A 14,392-nucleotide genomic window follows, 5' to 3' on the forward strand; every position below is an offset into this window, starting at 1 on the left:
GCCATCGGCCCAAGGTTCGAAGCATATGAGCATTCTCGTCACCGGCGGCGCCGGCTTCATCGGGTCGAATTTCGTCCTGGACTGGCTCGCGCTCAGCGACGAACCGGTCATCACGCTGGACAAACTGACCTACGCCGGCAACCTGGATAACCTGGCTCCGTTGGCCAGCGACTCGCGCCATCGTTTCGTCCACGGCGACATCGCCGATCAAGCCACCGTGCAGGAATTGCTGCGAACGCATCGGCCCCGTGCCGTAATCAATTTCGCCGCCGAAACCCATGTCGACCGGTCCATCGCCGATCCGGGCGCGTTCATTCAGGCCAACGTGCTGGGCACCTACCAATTACTGGAAGCAACGCGCAACTACTGGTCCGCGCTTGGTTCGGCAGATCAGAACGGCTTTCGCTTCTTGCATGTATCGACCGACGAGGTTTATGGCTCGCTGGACGAAAATGGCTCGCCCTTCACCGAACAGACCCCCTACGCGCCCAACAGCCCATACTCCGCCAGTAAAGCCGCCAGCGACCATTTCGTGCGCGCTTACCACCAGACCTACGGCCTGCCGGTGCTTACGTCCAATTGCTCCAATAACTACGGTCCTCGGCAATTCCCGGAAAAGCTGATTCCGCTGATCATTCACCATGCCTTCACCGGCAAGCCTTTGCCCCTCTACGGCGACGGCCTGCAGCGACGCGACTGGCTATACGTGTCTGATCATTGCGACGCCATTCGCAGGATGCTGGAAGCCGGCACGCCCGGCGCCACCTACAACGTAGGCGGCTGGAACGAAATGACCAATCTGGAGCTGGTCCGCGGACTTTGCGGGCTGCTGGACGAATTGCGACCGCGGGCCGATGGCAGGCCATACGCAGATCAAATCACCCATGTCCCCGATCGGGCGGGTCATGACCGCCGTTACGCGGTTGACGCCTCGCGGCTGCAACGCGAATTGGGCTGGATGCCTGCGGAAACGTTTGAGTCGGGTATCCGGAAGACGGTGCAGTGGTATTTGCACGAAACACAATGGGTGGCAAACGTCGCCAGCGGCGCTTACCGTAGGCATCCGACGCCTTTCGGCGGGAGCTAGCGTGAAGATCCTCTTGCTTGGCAAGAACGGGCAGATTGGCCGGGAATTGCGGCACGCCTTACCCGCGTTGGGTGAAGTAGTGTCCTTGGGCCGCGAAGATATCGATCTGCGCGACCAGGACGCCTTACGCATAACGCTATCGTCCCATCAGCCCGATGTCATCGTGAATGCGGCGGGCTATACCGCCGTGGATCTGGCGGAATCGCATCAGAAGGAAGCCGCACTGCTCAATACGCAGGCTGTCACCACGCTAGCCCACTACGCACAAGACTCGGGCACCCTGCTTGTTCACTATTCCACAGACTATGTGTTCGACGGCTCCAGCACCACGGCCTATAAGGAAACCGACGCCACCGCCCCTCGGAATGTCTATGGCGCCACCAAACTTGCAGGTGAAGACGCCATCAGGGCCAGCCTTTGCGAGGCGTTGATTCTTCGTTGCAGCTGGGTCTATGCTGCACACGGTCAGAATTTTCCGAACACGATATTGCGCATCGCACGCGAGCGTGACCAGTTGAATGTCGTCGCGGACCAGATCGGCGCCCCGACATCCGCGACGCTGATCGCGGACGTCACCGTGCGCGCCATCAAGGCGCATCATCGGTCGTTGCTGGCAAGCGGCATTTATCATCTGTCGGCAAGCGGCGCGACAAGCTGGTACGCCTACGCACAGCATCTGGTTGCCGGCGCGGCAGCGCGCGGGATTCCGCTGCGGCTGACACCAGACGGCATTCGACCCATCACCTCGGCGGACTACAACGCCGCGGCCAGGCGCCCTCACAATTCCCGCTTGAACAGCGCAAAGCTTGCCAACGCGCTGAGCCTGCAACTTGCGGATTGGACGCACGGAGTCGAGCAGGTATTGGATCAGCTTTCAGAACGCGCACACCACGGCGGAGACCAACCATGACTCGTAAAGGCATCGTGCTGGCCGGCGGTTCGGGCGCTCGCCTGCATCCGGCCACGCTAGCGATCAGCAAGCAATTGCTGCCCGTTTTCGACAAACCGATGATCTACTATCCGCTCAGCACACTGATGCTGGCAGGTATACGTGACATTCTGATCATCTCCACGCCGCAGGACATCCCTCGTTTTCAGCAACTGTTGCAAGATGGGTCGCAATGGGGCTTGAACCTGCAATACGCCATCCAGCCTTCGCCGGACGGCCTGGCACAGGCCTTTCTGATTGGCGCGCCATTCATTGGCCAAGGGCAGTGCGCGCTGGTGTTGGGCGACAATATTTTCTATGGCCACGAACTGCCCAAACTGCTGCACCGCGCCAACGCGCGCAGGGAAGGCGCCACCGTGTTTACCTACCATGTCCAGGACCCGCAACGCTATGGCGTGGCCGAGTTCAACGAGAATGGCAAGGTGTTGTCCATTGAAGAGAAGCCTGCCCAGCCGCGTTCCAACTACGCTGTGACCGGTCTGTATTTCTACGACAACGACGTGATCGACATCGCCCGAGGCATTCAGCCCTCCGCGCGCGGGGAGCTCGAGATCACCGACGTGAACCAGCGCTACCTGGAACAGGGCTCGCTCGCCACGGAGATCATGGGCCGCGGCTTCGCCTGGCTGGATACCGGCACGCACGAATCGTTGCTGGAGGCCAGTCAGTTCATCGCCACGCTGGAGCATCGGCAAGGGTTGAAAGTGGCTTGCCTGGAAGAAATCGCCTATCGCCAGCAATGGATCACTGCCGAGGCGCTGTCACGGCTGGCTGCGCCGTTGTCCAAAAGTGGTTACGGCCAATACCTGAATCGCATCCTCATGGACAAGGTGTTCTGATGAAAGCCATTGCGCAAGCCCTGCCCGAAGTGCTGCTGCTTGAGCCGCGCATTTTCAGCGACGAACGCGGGTTTTTTTTTGAGAGCTTCAATGAACGCACCTTTGAAGCCACCACCGGTTTGCAGCGTCACTTCGTGCAGGACAATCATTCGCGCTCGCTCCGCGGCGTGCTGCGCGGCTTGCACTATCAACTCGAACGCCCGCAGGGGAAACTCGTGCGCGTCTGCGCGGGAGAGATCTTTGATGTGGCAGTTGACGTGCGGCGCGCATCACCCACGTTCGGACAATGGGTGGGCGCTCACCTTAGCGCGGAGAACAAACACCAAATGTGGATACCTGAAGGGTACGCACACGGTTTTTTGACGTTGTCTGAGTCGGCCGAGGTGCTATATCGGACAACGGACTACTACGCGCCGGAGCTTGAACGCTGCATCCGGTGGGATGACCCCGATCTGGCTATCGCCTGGCCTGGCGGTGAAGCACCGTTACTGTCCCAAAAGGACCATCACGGCGCGTCCCTGAAAACCGCACAACTGGATTGATCAATTCACCCCAGCCGCATGCGCCTGCTCATCCGCATGATACGAAGACCGCACCATCGCGCCCACCGCCGCATGGGAAAACCCCATCGCATAAGCCTCACGCTCAAACATCTTGAACGTGTCCGGGTGCACGTACCGCAATACCGGCAAATGATGCTCCGACGGCTGCAGATACTGCCCGATCGTCAGCATATCCACGTTGTGTTCGCGCATATCGCGCATCACTTGCAGGATTTCCTCGTCCGTTTCGCCCAACCCCAGCATCAGCCCTGACTTGGTCGGCACTTCGGGGTGCAGCTTTTTAAACTCGGCCAGCAGCTTCAACGAGTGCATGTAGTCCGACCCCGGACGTGCCTGCTTGTACAGACGCGGCACGGTTTCCAGGTTGTGGTTCATGACGTCGGGGGGGCCGGCGTTCAGGATGGTCAGCGCGCGGTCCAGGCGGCCGCGGAAGTCGGGGACCAGCACTTCGATGCGGGTGGTGGGCGACAGTTCGCGGATGTGCGTGATGCAATCCACGAAGTGGCCGGCGCCGCCGTCGCGCAGGTCGTCGCGGTCCACCGAGGTGATGACCACGTACGACAGTTTCATCGCGGCGATGGTGCGCGCGAGGTTCTCGGGTTCTTTGGTGTCCAGCGGGTCGGGGCGGCCATGGCCCACATCACAGAACGGGCAGCGGCGCGTGCACTTGTCGCCCATGATCATGAACGTGGCGGTGCCCTTGCCGAAGCATTCGCCGATGTTCGGGCAAGACGCTTCTTCGCAGACCGTGTGCAGGTTGTGTTCGCGCAGGATGCGCTTGATGTCGTAGAAGCGCGAACCGGGCGCGGCGGCCTTCACGCGGATCCACTCGGGCTTCTTCAGGCGTTCTGCCGGAACGATCTTGATGGGGATGCGCGCCGTCTTGGCCTGCGACTTCTGCTTTTGCGTCGGATCGTAGACGGCTTGCGCAGTGGCCGAAGCGGTTGCGGATGCAGCGGCGGATTCGTTCGGGGGAACAGCGGACTCGGCGAGCGTAGACATTGGGCACCTTCGCAACCGGCGCGCAGGACGGCCCGGTTTGAGACAAAAATGGCATTTTACCCTTCGCCGCTCCGGTGCGCCGTCGGGGGTGGGGATGGCTGCCTGCCCCAACGGACGAGGCAAGCCCCCAGCGGTCGCGGACACCTACCGGCCTCATCGGATGGGACAGGCGCCGCAAGGGTCACGGATGCCTACGGGTCCAAACGAGGCATGACCGGCTGGGTTATCGTCTTGCCTGACAAATTTGCTGAATTTCCTTCTTATGGCCCTCCTTCCCCCGCCGCGCCTTGTCGCCCTGATCGCCCCCCGCCTGGACGCCGGACCCGCCAGCCGCGCCATTCAAGCGTGTGCGCAGCGCCTGGCGCCCGAGGGCTACTTTCTGACGGCGGGCCCTTGGCACGACCCGGCCATGCTGCCGCAGCTTGCCGCGCTGCGCCCGGCCGCAGCGCTAGTCATTGGTCCGCTGGACGAACCTGCGTTGCGGGCCGGCTTGGCGGCGCTGGAAATACCGGTGGTGGAAACCTGGAGCGCCTCGGCGCATCCGCTGGACACCGCCGTGGTCATCGACAACGAAGAGGCCGGTCGTGCGGCGGCGCGTCATCTTGCTGAAAAGCGCCATGCGCTGGTGGCCTGCATCAGCGCCGACAATCCGTGGGAACGCGCGCGGCGCCAAGGTTTCATCAGCGCGGCGGCAGCGTTGGGCCTGGATCGGGTGGCGGACATCGTGCAACCGGAAGTGCTGCAGATGAACGACGGCCGCATGGCGTTCTTGCGCTTGCTGGCCACCAATACAATCTTTGACGCGGTATTTTGCACGTCGGACCTGCTGGCCGCGGCGGCGGTATCGGAAGCTCACAACCGTGACCTGCACGTGCCGCAAGATCTGGCCGTCTTGGGATTTACAGACGACGGCAGCGCCGCGCAATGGGCGCAAGGGCTGACTACGTTGGGGGTAGACGCAGAAGACTTGGGCCGCCGGGCCGCGCAGGTGCTCCTGGACCGTTTACAAGGCGAGCTGGCGCCCGGCCAGCATCAAACGCTGGACGCAACATTCGAACCTCGCCTAAGCACGTAGGATGGGTGCAGCGCGGGAGGACGGCTAAAAGAACCCCGCCGTAGATCGCGCGAAACCCATCAGACGAACGTGATGCTGTAGCGGGATGAATTTAGAACACGGGCATTACTGAATGCCGACACAGTCGAGCGTGGTGGGATGCTGCGTTGCTGGATTGTGTTGTGGCGGAATTAGCTAGGAAGCTGGGGGCGCTTGATTGCTTTGTGGCGGAATCTGCTAGGACGCCGGCGCTGCTTGATGGGTTGCGCGCGATCGAACTTGGGGTTCTATTAGTGGTCGTCTCGCGCTTCACCCATCCTACGTCGTATGGTCCTACTTTCCGCGCCTTATACCTCGTAGAGCGGGGGAAAACCGCTGTCTTGCAACAGCGTATTCGCTTCCTTCAAGAATGCTGGCGTGGCGGTTTCTGGTACCTGGACCAGCCATTGCACCGCTTCCTCTTTCTTGCCGCGCAGCAGCAATAGTCGGCCCAGATGAAACATGCCGCGAAAGTCGCCGCCCTCGGCGCAACGCTGGTAGCAGTCGAATGCGCGCTCCATGTCTTGCTCGACTACCTCGCCCGCTTCATAAAACCGCCCGACCACGCCGATGGACTTCACATGGCCGGTCTGCGCCGCCTGCTGGTAAAGCGCCAGTGCCGCGGCCTTGTTTTGTGTGACGCCGCCCCGGCCAGCGCGCAGCATGTGCGCGTAGTTGTACATGCCCCAGTCCAGGCCACGGTCGGCGGCCAGCCTGAACCAATACGCCGCGACGGAATCGTCGGCCGGCACGCCCCAGCCATTTTCATAGCAGCGGCCCACCATATTGATGGCCATCGGATGGTCGGCATTGGCGGCACGCTTGAACCAGGCCAGCGCGGCGTCGGGCTGGCGCGCCACGCCCACTCCGTCCAGCAGCATCTGGCCGTAGATGGTCTGTGCTTCGACCAATCCAAGCTCAGCCGCGGCCCCGATCCAGGCGGCGTAGGGTTCCGGTGGACCTTCGCGCAATTGGGCCAGTTGTTCCGGCGTGGTCGCGGCAACATCGGCGGCGGTATATGCGGTCTTCAAAGCGGTCTTCAAATCCGTTTTCAAAGCGTGCTCCTTGCGCGGCGCCAGGCGTCCGCCAGATTCCGCGCCAGCGCGTCGCCCACGTCGGTGGGCAAGCGGCGCACGCCGCAGGCCGCCATGTCGACGGTACGCAGCCCTTCGTAGCCGCAAGGGTTGATGCCCAGGAACGGGGCCAGGTCCATGTCCACGTTCAGCGACACGCCATGATAGGCGCGCCCGTTGCGGATCTTGATGCCCAGCGCCGCGATCTTGGCGAGTTCGCCACTGTGGGGTCCCAGGTCGGGGTCCGGCACGTACACGCCCGGCGCGCCGGGCTTGCGACAGGCGCCGTCCACGCCATGCTGCGTCAGCGTGTCGATGACGGCGCCTTCAAGCAGCGTGACGTATTCCTTCACGTACATATCCATGCGGCGCAGGTCGAACAGCGCGTACGCCATGACCTGCCCGGGGCCGTGATAAGTCACCTGGCCACCACGGTCGCAATGCACGATGGGGATGTTGCCGGGGTTCAGCACATGTTGCGGCAGGCCGGCCTGGCCTAGCGTGTAGACCGGCGCGTGCTCGCAAAGCCAGATCTCGTCAGGCGTATCGGCGCCGCGCAGCGAGGTATACGCCTGCATGTCCTGCCAGACCGGCAGATAGTCCGCCGGCCGCGCGAGCCACTTGATCACGGCAATTCCGGTTTACAGAACGATGGACACCATCGGATGGCCGTGCAAGGCCTTGTACAGGTTGTCCAGCTGCTCGCGCGAGGTGGCGCGCACGATGAACGTCAGGCCCATGTAGTTGCCGCCCTTGCTGGGCCGCATCTCGACCGTGGCGGCGTCAAAGCCGGGGTCGAATTGCAGCACGACGTCAGTCAGCGTCTGGGCGAATTCGGGATGCTGCTTGCCCATGACCTTGATGGGAAAGTCGCTGGGATATTCGATAAGCGATTCTTCGGGCGGAATATGCATGAGTGGACCCTAGAGAGGTGGTTGCCCCTGAATGTTTTTATATGGGGGCAAGCTGCGCACAGGCAAGGCCGGCCGGAAGGTCGGGCGGCTGTGGCAGCCGCCCGGTACAGCGGCTTACAGCGCGGCGATGCGGGCATCATAACCCGCTCGCAACTGCTCAAAAACAGGGCCGGGCTTGCCCGAACCCACCGGCTTTCCGTCAAGGGTGACGATAGCCAGCACTTCCTTGGTGGCCGAAGACAGCATCAACTCGTCGGCGGATTCCACCTCTTGCAGGCTGATGCGGCGCGACTCGAAGGGGATGCCTGCTGCGTCGGCCAGCTCGCCCATCAGGCCATAGCGGATGCCTTCCAGGATCAGGTTGTTCTTGGGCGGCGCCAGCAGCTTGCCACCCGACACGACCCAGATGTTGGTGGACGAGCCCTCGGTGAGGTAGCCATCGCGAAACTGCACGACTTCGTCAGCGTTCGCATCCACCGCCTGCTGCTTGGCCAGCACGTTACCCAACAGCGACACCGACTTGATCTCGCAATGCAGCCAGCGTTCGTCGGGAATGCTGATGGCGGTCAAGCCCTGCGTGCGTTGCGCGGCGGGTGGCGGCGACCACGCCGAGATCATGCCGAACACGGTGGGCGTGACCGGCGTGGCTGGGAACTGGTGGTCGCGCTTGGCCACGCCGCGCGTGACCTGCAAGTAGACGATGCAGGTGTCCAGCGTGGTGCGCGACAACAACTGCTCGATCAGATCGACCCAGCCCGCGCGATCCAGCGGCGGCGTGATACGCAAGGCGGCCAAGCTGCGATCCAGGCGGTTCAGGTGCTCCGCCATGCGGAATGCCTTGCCCTGGTACACGGGAACGACTTCGTAGATGCCGTCGCCAAAAATAAAACCGCGGTCCAGGACAGAGACTTTCGCCTCGTCGACACGCAGGAACTCGCCGTTGAGATACACCTGGCTTTCGCCCGGCACGCCCGGAATCATGGGGTACTCCTGAAGGATCAAACGTCGCGGACAAGCCCGATAGGCTTGCCTGAAAATGGAAAACGGGCGTTTCGCACGAAACGCCCGCTGCTAGCTTACACCCGCGGCCGCGCCCGTGGCGCGGCGCCGTGCGCTTATTCGAACCAGCGCTTCACGGTGTCGACCATGCGGCCAAAGAAGCCCGCGCGCTCAACGGCATCCTGCACCACCAGCGGTTCGGTGCGCAGCACCTTGCCATCCAGCGTGAATTGCAGCGTACCCACCTGTTGGCCCTTGGCCAGCGGCGCGATCAGCGGATCGGTGCGCTGGGCAACCGGCTTCAAATCACCGGCCTTGCCGCGCGGCACCGCGATCGACACAGGTTTCGGCGGACCCAGCTTGACGCTTTCGGCCGTGCCTTCCCAGACGCGCGCGTCGATACCAGGTTGGCTCTTGTCGAACAGCTTCACGGTGTCGAAGTTCTGGAAGCTCCAGTTCAAGAGCTTCAGGCTTTCTTCGGCGCGCGTGGCTTCGCTATCCGTGCCCACAACCACCACCAGGATGCGGCGGTCGCCGCGCACCGCCGTCGACACCAGGCAGTAGCCGGCCGAGTCGGTGTGGCCGGTCTTCATGCCGTCCACCGAGGGGTCGGCCCACAGCAGCCGGTTGCGGTTCGGCTGCGTGATCTTGTTGTACGTGTAGCTCTTCTGCTTGTAGTAGTGGAAGTAGTCGGGGTGATCGGTGATCAGATGCGACGACAACGTAGCCAGGTCACGCGTGGAGGTCACGTGCTGCGGATCCGGCAGGCCGGTCGAGTTCATGAAGTGGGTGTTCTTCATGCCCAGGCGTTCGGCTTCCTGATTCATCAGCGCGGCGAAAGCGGATTCACTGCCGCCCACGGCTTCGGCCAGCGCCACGGAGGCGTCGTTGCCGGACTGCACAATCATGCCTTGATTGAGCTCGTCGACAGTCACCGGTTTGCGCGGTTCGATGAACATGCGCGAACCGCCGGTGCGCCAGGCGTGCTCGGACACGGGCACCGTCTGTTCCAGCGTCAGGCGCTTTTCTTCCAGCGCGTTGAACACCACATAGGCCGTCATGATCTTGGTCAGCGATGCCGGCTCGACCTTCATGTCGGGGTTGGACGCGGCCAAGGTCTGGCCGCTGTTCACGTCGATCACGATCCATGCCTTGGCGGCGATGGTGGGCGCCGGAACCGCCGACACATCACCCACCGGCACCGCGCCCGAGGCCGTTGGCGCCGGTGCCGCCGTGCCGGCAGCGGCCGGTGTAGCGGCGGGCGCCTGTTGCGACCAGGCCGGCATCGAGGCCGCGAGCATCGCCGACAACACAGCGCCTGTGATCAGGCGGCGGGTAAAGACAACGGGGGAGTGAACGGAATAAGGCAATTTCTTCATCGGCAACGTGGGTCCAAGGAAAGACACCCGCCGGCGCGGGGCTGATGGCTGACAATTATAGGCAGGCGATTGGACCGGTCCGCTTCGCAGGGGGTTCCCGGTGCATTTAAAACATGCAACTTGATGCAACCTTGCCAGGCCGGGGTCAGTCCAGTGCGACTTTCAAGCGCGCCTGCACCAACTGGCGCAGCACCAGCAGCTTGCCATGGAAGAAGTGCGATGCGCCCGGCACCACCACCACGGGAATCGAGCGCGGCCGCGCCCAATCCATCGCTTCGGACAGCGGCACCACTTCGTCTTCTTCACCGTGGACCATCAGCGTGTCGTCCGGCACCTGTACTTCATGCGACTGAAAGCGATTGACCGCCGGCCCCATCAGCATCAGCGCGGACGGCAACGCCGCATCGCCGGCGTCGGCAAGCGCGGCATAGGTTTGCGCGGCGACGGCGGTGCCGAACGAAAAGCCCGCCAGCACCCAGGGCGCATCGGCCAGTTCGGGATGCAGCTCACGCATTTGCGCCACCACCGCCAGCATGTCCTGCGTTTCGCCCACCGACTTGTCGAACGCACCTTCCGACTGCCCCACCCCACGGAAGTTGGGGCGCACCGCCACCAGGCCATGCTGCACGCAGGCGCGCGACACGGTCGTGACGACCTTGTTTTCGCGCGCACCGCCTTGCAGGGGATGCGGGTGCAGGACCAGGGCCCAGCCTCGCGGCGTGCCGGCAGGCCAATCGACGGCGCAATCGATGCGGCCGGCGGGGCCGGTGAAGGCGTGGGTATCAGTGCGTGCGGACATGGATCAACTCAACGTGCGTAAAGAAAAAGGAAAAGCGGAAAACCGAAAACGATGTTAACCGCCCGCTTTGGCGGCTGGCGTCATCGTGGCGGGCGTCATGGTGGTGGCCAGCCATTGCGCCAACTGGTCGGCCGCCTCGTCGGTGGCTTGCCGCAACGCGGCCACGCCGCCCGCGGCATCTTGCGTGGGCGCGGGCGCCTGCACCAGGATGCGGGTTTGATCGACGACCGAGCGGCCGTTGACCAAAACCGCTTGCAGCAAGATGCGCCCCTGGCTGGTCTGGCCGTCTTCCGAGAACACCTGCTCGAACTGCGACAGGGAAACCTGCAACTGCGGCGTCTGAAGATTGACGCGGTCAGCCAGAACGGGACCCTGACGCGACAGGCGGTCGGTAATGCGCTGGCGCACCAGCTCGGACGGCGCCGACGCCCAACGGTAGGTGGCATAGGCCTTGGGCGCGGCGCTGTCGCCCACCCGCCAGATCATGCCGGTATCCGACAACGCGGGCGACGCCTGGAAAGTCAGCGCGATGGGAGCGCGTGCCGGCAAGGAGGGAGCTGGCCGGGCGTCCAGCCCCAAGTCGAAGACGGACGGTGGCGCGGGCACGCGGCCAATGCCGCAACCCGCAAGCGCCAGGGTCAAGGTCAGGGTCAATGTCCGGGTCACCATCGAAACGGCGCTACGCATCTTCAGCATCTTCATTTGGGCTGTCTCCCGAAACCGGCGAACCCGGCTTCGCCAGGCCCAGGCGCAACAGGCGCCGGGCCGAACAAGAACGATTGCGGCGTGCTGTCGACACGGCGCAGGGTCACGGCCGCTCCGCGCGCGGCCGCACTGACGTTGCCGGCCATGTTGGTAACGGCAGGCAAGGTCTCGCCGTCCAGCCGGGCGGCGGCCAGGGCAATGTCGTTCAGGCTGCGCGTGGCCACTGACAAGGGGCCATCGGGCGCGTTCAGGCGTGCCACCGCCTGGCGAGCCTGCTGCGCCAGATCGGCAATCTCGCGTGCCGCGCGATCCGCCTGGCGCGAGGTGGTGTTCAGCGAATCCAGCAGCGGGCCCAGCTTGGCCATCGTGGGCGCCAGGTCGCGGGTGGCTTGCCGCAATGACTGCGTGATGTCGGTGGCGTTCTGCAGGCTGGCGGTCAGCGCTTGCACGTTTTGTTCGCTCAGCACGCGGCGCAGTTGCTCGGTGGCTTCTTCCACGTTGGAAATCAGCTTGCCGCCGCGCTGTTCGATGCGGTCAAGAAAGCCCGGGCGCAGCGGAATGGCGGCGGGATTTTCCGCCGTGGACGCCAGGCGCTTGAGCGAGGTGCCGTCGTCGCGCAGCTCGACGTTGGCCATGCCCGTCACGCCCTGCACGCCCAGTTCGGCCCAGGTCGACTCGGTGATCGGCGTGTTCGGGGCCACGCCGATGCGGATGCGCACCTGCCCCGGCTTGTTGGGGTTCAGCGCCAGCGACTGCACCTTGCCCACCGGCACGCCCTGATAGCGCACGGCCGATTGCGGGTTCAGGCCGCTGACGGCCGTGGCCGAGATGATTTCGTACGTTTGCAGTTGGGTCCGGTCCCGGCCAATCCAGACGGCCACCAGCACGGCGGCGGCCAGCAGGACCAGCGTGAAGATGCCGGCCATGAGCGCATGACTACGGTTTTCCATGATGCAATCCCTTCGGCGCCAGATCCCCAAGCGCGCGCAAGCCGCGTTCGCCCAGGAAGAACGTGTGAATGAAGGGGTGATCGACCTTCAGTACTTCCGGCACCGTGTCGCACACGATCACCCGCTTGTCCGCCAGCACGGCCACACGGGTGGCCAACGCCAGCAGCGTGTCCAGATCGTGCGTCACCATGACGACGGTAAATCCCAACTGCCGATGCAGGCTGCGCACCAGGTCCACGAATTCGTCGGAGCGCAGCGGGTCCAGGCCCGCCGTGGGCTCGTCCAGGAACAGCAATTCCGGGTCCAGCGACAAGGCGCGCGCCAGCGCCACCCGCTTGACCATGCCGCCGGACAGGTCCGACGGCCGCTTGTCGGCATCATTGGCCGTCAGCCCCACCATGGCCAGCCGGCACATGACGACGTCGCGCACCAGGTCTTCGGGCACCGTGCGCAGTTCACGCAGCGGCAAGGCCACATTGTCGAACACGGACAAGGCCGAGAACAGCGCCCCCGCCTGAAACAGCATGCCCCACCGGTACGACAGGCGCCGACGCTCGCCGGGCGTCAGATCAAACAAGGAATGCCCCAGCACTTTCACGCTACCGGCGGCGGGCTGGTCCAGGCCGATGATCTGCCGCAGCAACACCGTCTTGCCCGTGCCCGAGCCGCCCACCAGCACCAGGATTTCGCCCGGGAAGACGGTCAAGTCAAGGTTGTCGTGAACCACGTGGTCGCCAAAGGCCGTACGCAGGCCGCGCACCGTGATGACGGGTTCAACCGTGATGCTGTCATCGGTGAACAATCGATGTTGCAGGGCGCTGTTCATCAGATGCCCACCGAACTGAAGATGATGGCGTACAGCGCATCCAGCAGGATCACGCCCGTAATCGACGTAACCACGGATGTGGTGGTGCCGCGCCCCAGGCTTTCGGTATTGGGCTGGATGCGCAGGCCGAAGTGGCAGGCGATCAGCGCGATCAGGATGCCGAAGGTCACGCCCTTCAAGATGCCGATCCAGTAATTGGTCAGTGAGATGGCATCAGGCAGTGACGTCAAGAACCACTGCGCCGACACGCCCAACTGCACTTGCGCGGCCAGCATGCCGCCCAGGAGCGCCATGGCGCTTGTCCAAAGGGCCAGCAGGGGCATGGTTACCGCCAACGCCAGCACGCGCGGCAGAATCAGCCGTTGGCCGTGCGAGATGCCCATGACGCGCATGGCGTCCAGTTCCTGAGTGACCCGCATCACGCCAATCTGCGCGGTGATGGCCGAGCCCGACCGGCCCGCCACCAGGATGGCGGCCAGCACCGGCCCAAGCTCGCGCACGATGGACACGCCCAGCAGCCGCACGATGAAGCGGTCGGCGCCGATCATCTGCAACTGCTGCGCCGACAGATACGACAGCACCACGCCGATCAGGAACCCCACCAGCGCGGTGATGCCCAGCGCCTGCGCGCCGGTCCGATACACCTGCGCCGAGATCTCGCGCCATGGGCCCAGGCGCGGACGGCGCAGCATGCTGCCCAAATCCAGAATCAGTTGGCCCAGCATGATGAGCAGGGCCCGGCCGTTCTCGGCCGCCTGAAAGATGGCGCCCCCCAGGGCGCGAATCCAAGTCCAGGATTCGGGCTTGGACGGCGCCGCCTGGACCTCGCCCTTGTTCAGGGCCAGCGCATTGAACACATCCTGCTGGCCGGCCGACCAGCGCACGCGCTCGGGCAGCTTTTCGCCCCAGGCTTGCCAGATGAGCAAGGCGCCGATGGTGTCCAGCCGGCTGATGCCATGCAAGTCCCAACGCACGCCCTCTTCGGCGGCCCGCGCCATTGCCGTGCGCCGACGTTCGACTTCGCCGGCCTGGGCCAGGGCCAGCACGCTCCAGTCGCCCGCCACATGGCAAACTTTCCCGTCCTGACGGAAAGGCACGGCGGCGGGCGCGGATGAAGCGGAATGCGGCATGTAGGCGGGGCACCGATGCAAAATGTATCGCCAATGATAAACGCTACAGGGCTGAAAGGCCGCGAGGGCGGGCCGCGTGCCCTA

Annotated in this window: 16 protein-coding genes; 5 read left to right on the forward strand and 11 right to left on the reverse strand. The window is 63.9% G+C overall.

Annotated features, from left to right (window positions below; translation table 11 throughout):
- Positions 1-25 precede the first annotated feature (25 nt).
- Genes rfbB through rfbC form a run of 4 tightly spaced genes read left to right on the forward strand, consistent with a single transcriptional unit; the run spans position 26 to position 3,417 of the window.
- Entirely contained in the window at positions 26-1,087 is a 1,062-nt protein-coding gene (gene rfbB, locus M2361_RS18390; protein ID WP_259251068.1) for a dTDP-glucose 4,6-dehydratase, read from the forward strand.
- A gap of 1 nt (position 1,088) precedes the next feature.
- Positions 1,089-1,997, forward strand: a complete 909-nt coding sequence (gene rfbD / locus M2361_RS18395) for a dTDP-4-dehydrorhamnose reductase (RefSeq protein ID WP_259251069.1) — start codon at positions 1,089-1,091, stop codon at positions 1,995-1,997.
- Positions 1,994-2,875 (forward strand): glucose-1-phosphate thymidylyltransferase RfbA, encoded by an 882-nt coding sequence (gene rfbA, locus M2361_RS18400; protein ID WP_259251070.1) that lies wholly within the window; start codon positions 1,994-1,996, stop codon positions 2,873-2,875. The genes rfbD and rfbA overlap by 4 nt, the downstream gene beginning before the upstream one ends.
- Positions 2,875-3,417 (forward strand): dTDP-4-dehydrorhamnose 3,5-epimerase, encoded by a 543-nt coding sequence (gene rfbC / locus M2361_RS18405; RefSeq protein ID WP_259251071.1) that lies wholly within the window; start codon positions 2,875-2,877, stop codon positions 3,415-3,417. The genes rfbA and rfbC overlap by 1 nt, the downstream gene beginning before the upstream one ends.
- Here rfbC and lipA read toward each other — a convergent pair whose 3' ends face one another.
- Positions 3,418-4,440 (reverse strand): lipoyl synthase, encoded by a 1,023-nt coding sequence (lipA, locus tag M2361_RS18410; RefSeq protein ID WP_259251072.1) that lies wholly within the window; start codon positions 4,438-4,440, stop codon positions 3,418-3,420. It lies immediately after the preceding gene.
- A gap of 262 nt (positions 4,441-4,702) precedes the next feature.
- On the opposite strand from lipA, the gene M2361_RS18415 reads away from it, so the two are divergent.
- Positions 4,703-5,515 carry a substrate-binding domain-containing protein gene (locus M2361_RS18415; RefSeq protein ID WP_259251073.1) on the forward strand — a complete coding sequence of 271 codons (813 nt, stop codon included), beginning with the start codon at positions 4,703-4,705 and terminating at the stop codon, positions 5,513-5,515.
- 326 nt (positions 5,516-5,841) lie between these two features.
- On the opposite strand, the gene M2361_RS18420 is transcribed toward M2361_RS18415, so the two are convergent.
- The 10 genes from M2361_RS18420 to M2361_RS18465 form a co-directional block, all read right to left on the reverse strand.
- Positions 5,842-6,564, reverse strand: coding sequence for a tetratricopeptide repeat protein (locus tag M2361_RS18420; RefSeq protein ID WP_259251074.1), 723 nt, complete (start codon positions 6,562-6,564; stop codon positions 5,842-5,844).
- A 20-nt stretch (positions 6,565-6,584) separates the two neighbouring features.
- On the reverse strand, positions 6,585-7,235 hold the full coding sequence (gene lipB / locus M2361_RS18425; RefSeq protein WP_259251075.1) for a lipoyl(octanoyl) transferase LipB: 651 nt from the start codon (positions 7,233-7,235) through the stop codon (positions 6,585-6,587).
- Positions 7,236-7,247: 12 nt separating this feature from the next.
- Complete coding sequence (locus M2361_RS18430) at positions 7,248-7,520, reverse strand: YbeD family protein (RefSeq protein ID WP_006216435.1); 273 nt, start codon at positions 7,518-7,520, stop codon at positions 7,248-7,250.
- A gap of 114 nt (positions 7,521-7,634) precedes the next feature.
- Complete coding sequence (locus tag M2361_RS18435; RefSeq protein WP_259251076.1) at positions 7,635-8,501, reverse strand: D-amino acid aminotransferase; 867 nt, start codon at positions 8,499-8,501, stop codon at positions 7,635-7,637.
- Positions 8,502-8,635: 134 nt separating this feature from the next.
- Positions 8,636-9,898, reverse strand: a complete 1,263-nt coding sequence (locus M2361_RS18440) for a D-alanyl-D-alanine carboxypeptidase family protein (RefSeq protein WP_259251077.1) — start codon at positions 9,896-9,898, stop codon at positions 8,636-8,638.
- A 145-nt stretch (positions 9,899-10,043) separates the two neighbouring features.
- On the reverse strand, positions 10,044-10,697 hold the full coding sequence (locus tag M2361_RS18445; protein WP_259251079.1) for an alpha/beta hydrolase: 654 nt from the start codon (positions 10,695-10,697) through the stop codon (positions 10,044-10,046).
- A 54-nt stretch (positions 10,698-10,751) separates the two neighbouring features.
- Positions 10,752-11,393: an ABC-type transport auxiliary lipoprotein family protein gene (locus M2361_RS18450; protein WP_259251527.1), complete on the reverse strand. Its 642-nt coding sequence runs from the start codon at positions 11,391-11,393 to the stop codon at positions 10,752-10,754.
- Between the two features lie 2 nt (positions 11,394-11,395).
- On the reverse strand, positions 11,396-12,352 hold the full coding sequence (locus M2361_RS18455) for an MlaD family protein (protein ID WP_259251080.1): 957 nt from the start codon (positions 12,350-12,352) through the stop codon (positions 11,396-11,398).
- On the reverse strand, positions 12,339-13,178 hold the full coding sequence (locus M2361_RS18460) for an ABC transporter ATP-binding protein (protein WP_100853848.1): 840 nt from the start codon (positions 13,176-13,178) through the stop codon (positions 12,339-12,341). The genes M2361_RS18455 and M2361_RS18460 overlap by 14 nt, the downstream gene beginning before the upstream one ends.
- Entirely contained in the window at positions 13,178-14,308 is a 1,131-nt protein-coding gene (locus M2361_RS18465) for an ABC transporter permease (RefSeq protein WP_259251081.1), read from the reverse strand. The genes M2361_RS18460 and M2361_RS18465 overlap by 1 nt, the downstream gene beginning before the upstream one ends.
- Positions 14,309-14,392: the final 84 nt, after the last annotated feature.

Origin of the sequence: Achromobacter sp. JUb104 (assembly GCF_024806975.1) — a bacterium.
GTDB lineage: Bacteria > Pseudomonadota > Gammaproteobacteria > Burkholderiales > Burkholderiaceae_B > Achromobacter > Achromobacter spanius.

Excerpts from the sequence above, each read along its gene's own strand:
- rfbB (WP_259251068.1), top strand. The coding sequence starts at position 26 with ATGAGCATTCTCGTCACCGGCGGCGCCGGCTTCATCGGGTCGAATTTC.
- rfbA (WP_259251070.1), top strand. The coding sequence starts at position 1,994 with ATGACTCGTAAAGGCATCGTGCTGGCCGGCGGTTCGGGCGCTCGCCTG.
- rfbC (WP_259251071.1), top strand. The coding sequence starts at position 2,875 with ATGAAAGCCATTGCGCAAGCCCTGCCCGAAGTGCTGCTGCTTGAGCCG.
- lipA (WP_259251072.1), bottom strand. The coding sequence starts at position 4,440 with ATGTCTACGCTCGCCGAGTCCGCTGTTCCCCCGAACGAATCCGCCGCT.
- M2361_RS18415 (WP_259251073.1), top strand. The coding sequence starts at position 4,703 with ATGGCCCTCCTTCCCCCGCCGCGCCTTGTCGCCCTGATCGCCCCCCGC.
- M2361_RS18430 (WP_006216435.1), bottom strand. The coding sequence starts at position 7,520 with ATGCATATTCCGCCCGAAGAATCGCTTATCGAATATCCCAGCGACTTT.
- M2361_RS18435 (WP_259251076.1), bottom strand. The coding sequence starts at position 8,501 with ATGATTCCGGGCGTGCCGGGCGAAAGCCAGGTGTATCTCAACGGCGAG.
- M2361_RS18440 (WP_259251077.1), bottom strand. The coding sequence starts at position 9,898 with ATGAAGAAATTGCCTTATTCCGTTCACTCCCCCGTTGTCTTTACCCGC.
- M2361_RS18445 (WP_259251079.1), bottom strand. The coding sequence starts at position 10,697 with ATGTCCGCACGCACTGATACCCACGCCTTCACCGGCCCCGCCGGCCGC.
- M2361_RS18450 (WP_259251527.1), bottom strand. The coding sequence starts at position 11,393 with ATGCTGAAGATGCGTAGCGCCGTTTCGATGGTGACCCGGACATTGACC.
- M2361_RS18455 (WP_259251080.1), bottom strand. The coding sequence starts at position 12,352 with ATGGAAAACCGTAGTCATGCGCTCATGGCCGGCATCTTCACGCTGGTC.
- M2361_RS18460 (WP_100853848.1), bottom strand. The coding sequence starts at position 13,178 with ATGAACAGCGCCCTGCAACATCGATTGTTCACCGATGACAGCATCACG.
- M2361_RS18465 (WP_259251081.1), bottom strand. The coding sequence starts at position 14,308 with ATGCCGCATTCCGCTTCATCCGCGCCCGCCGCCGTGCCTTTCCGTCAG.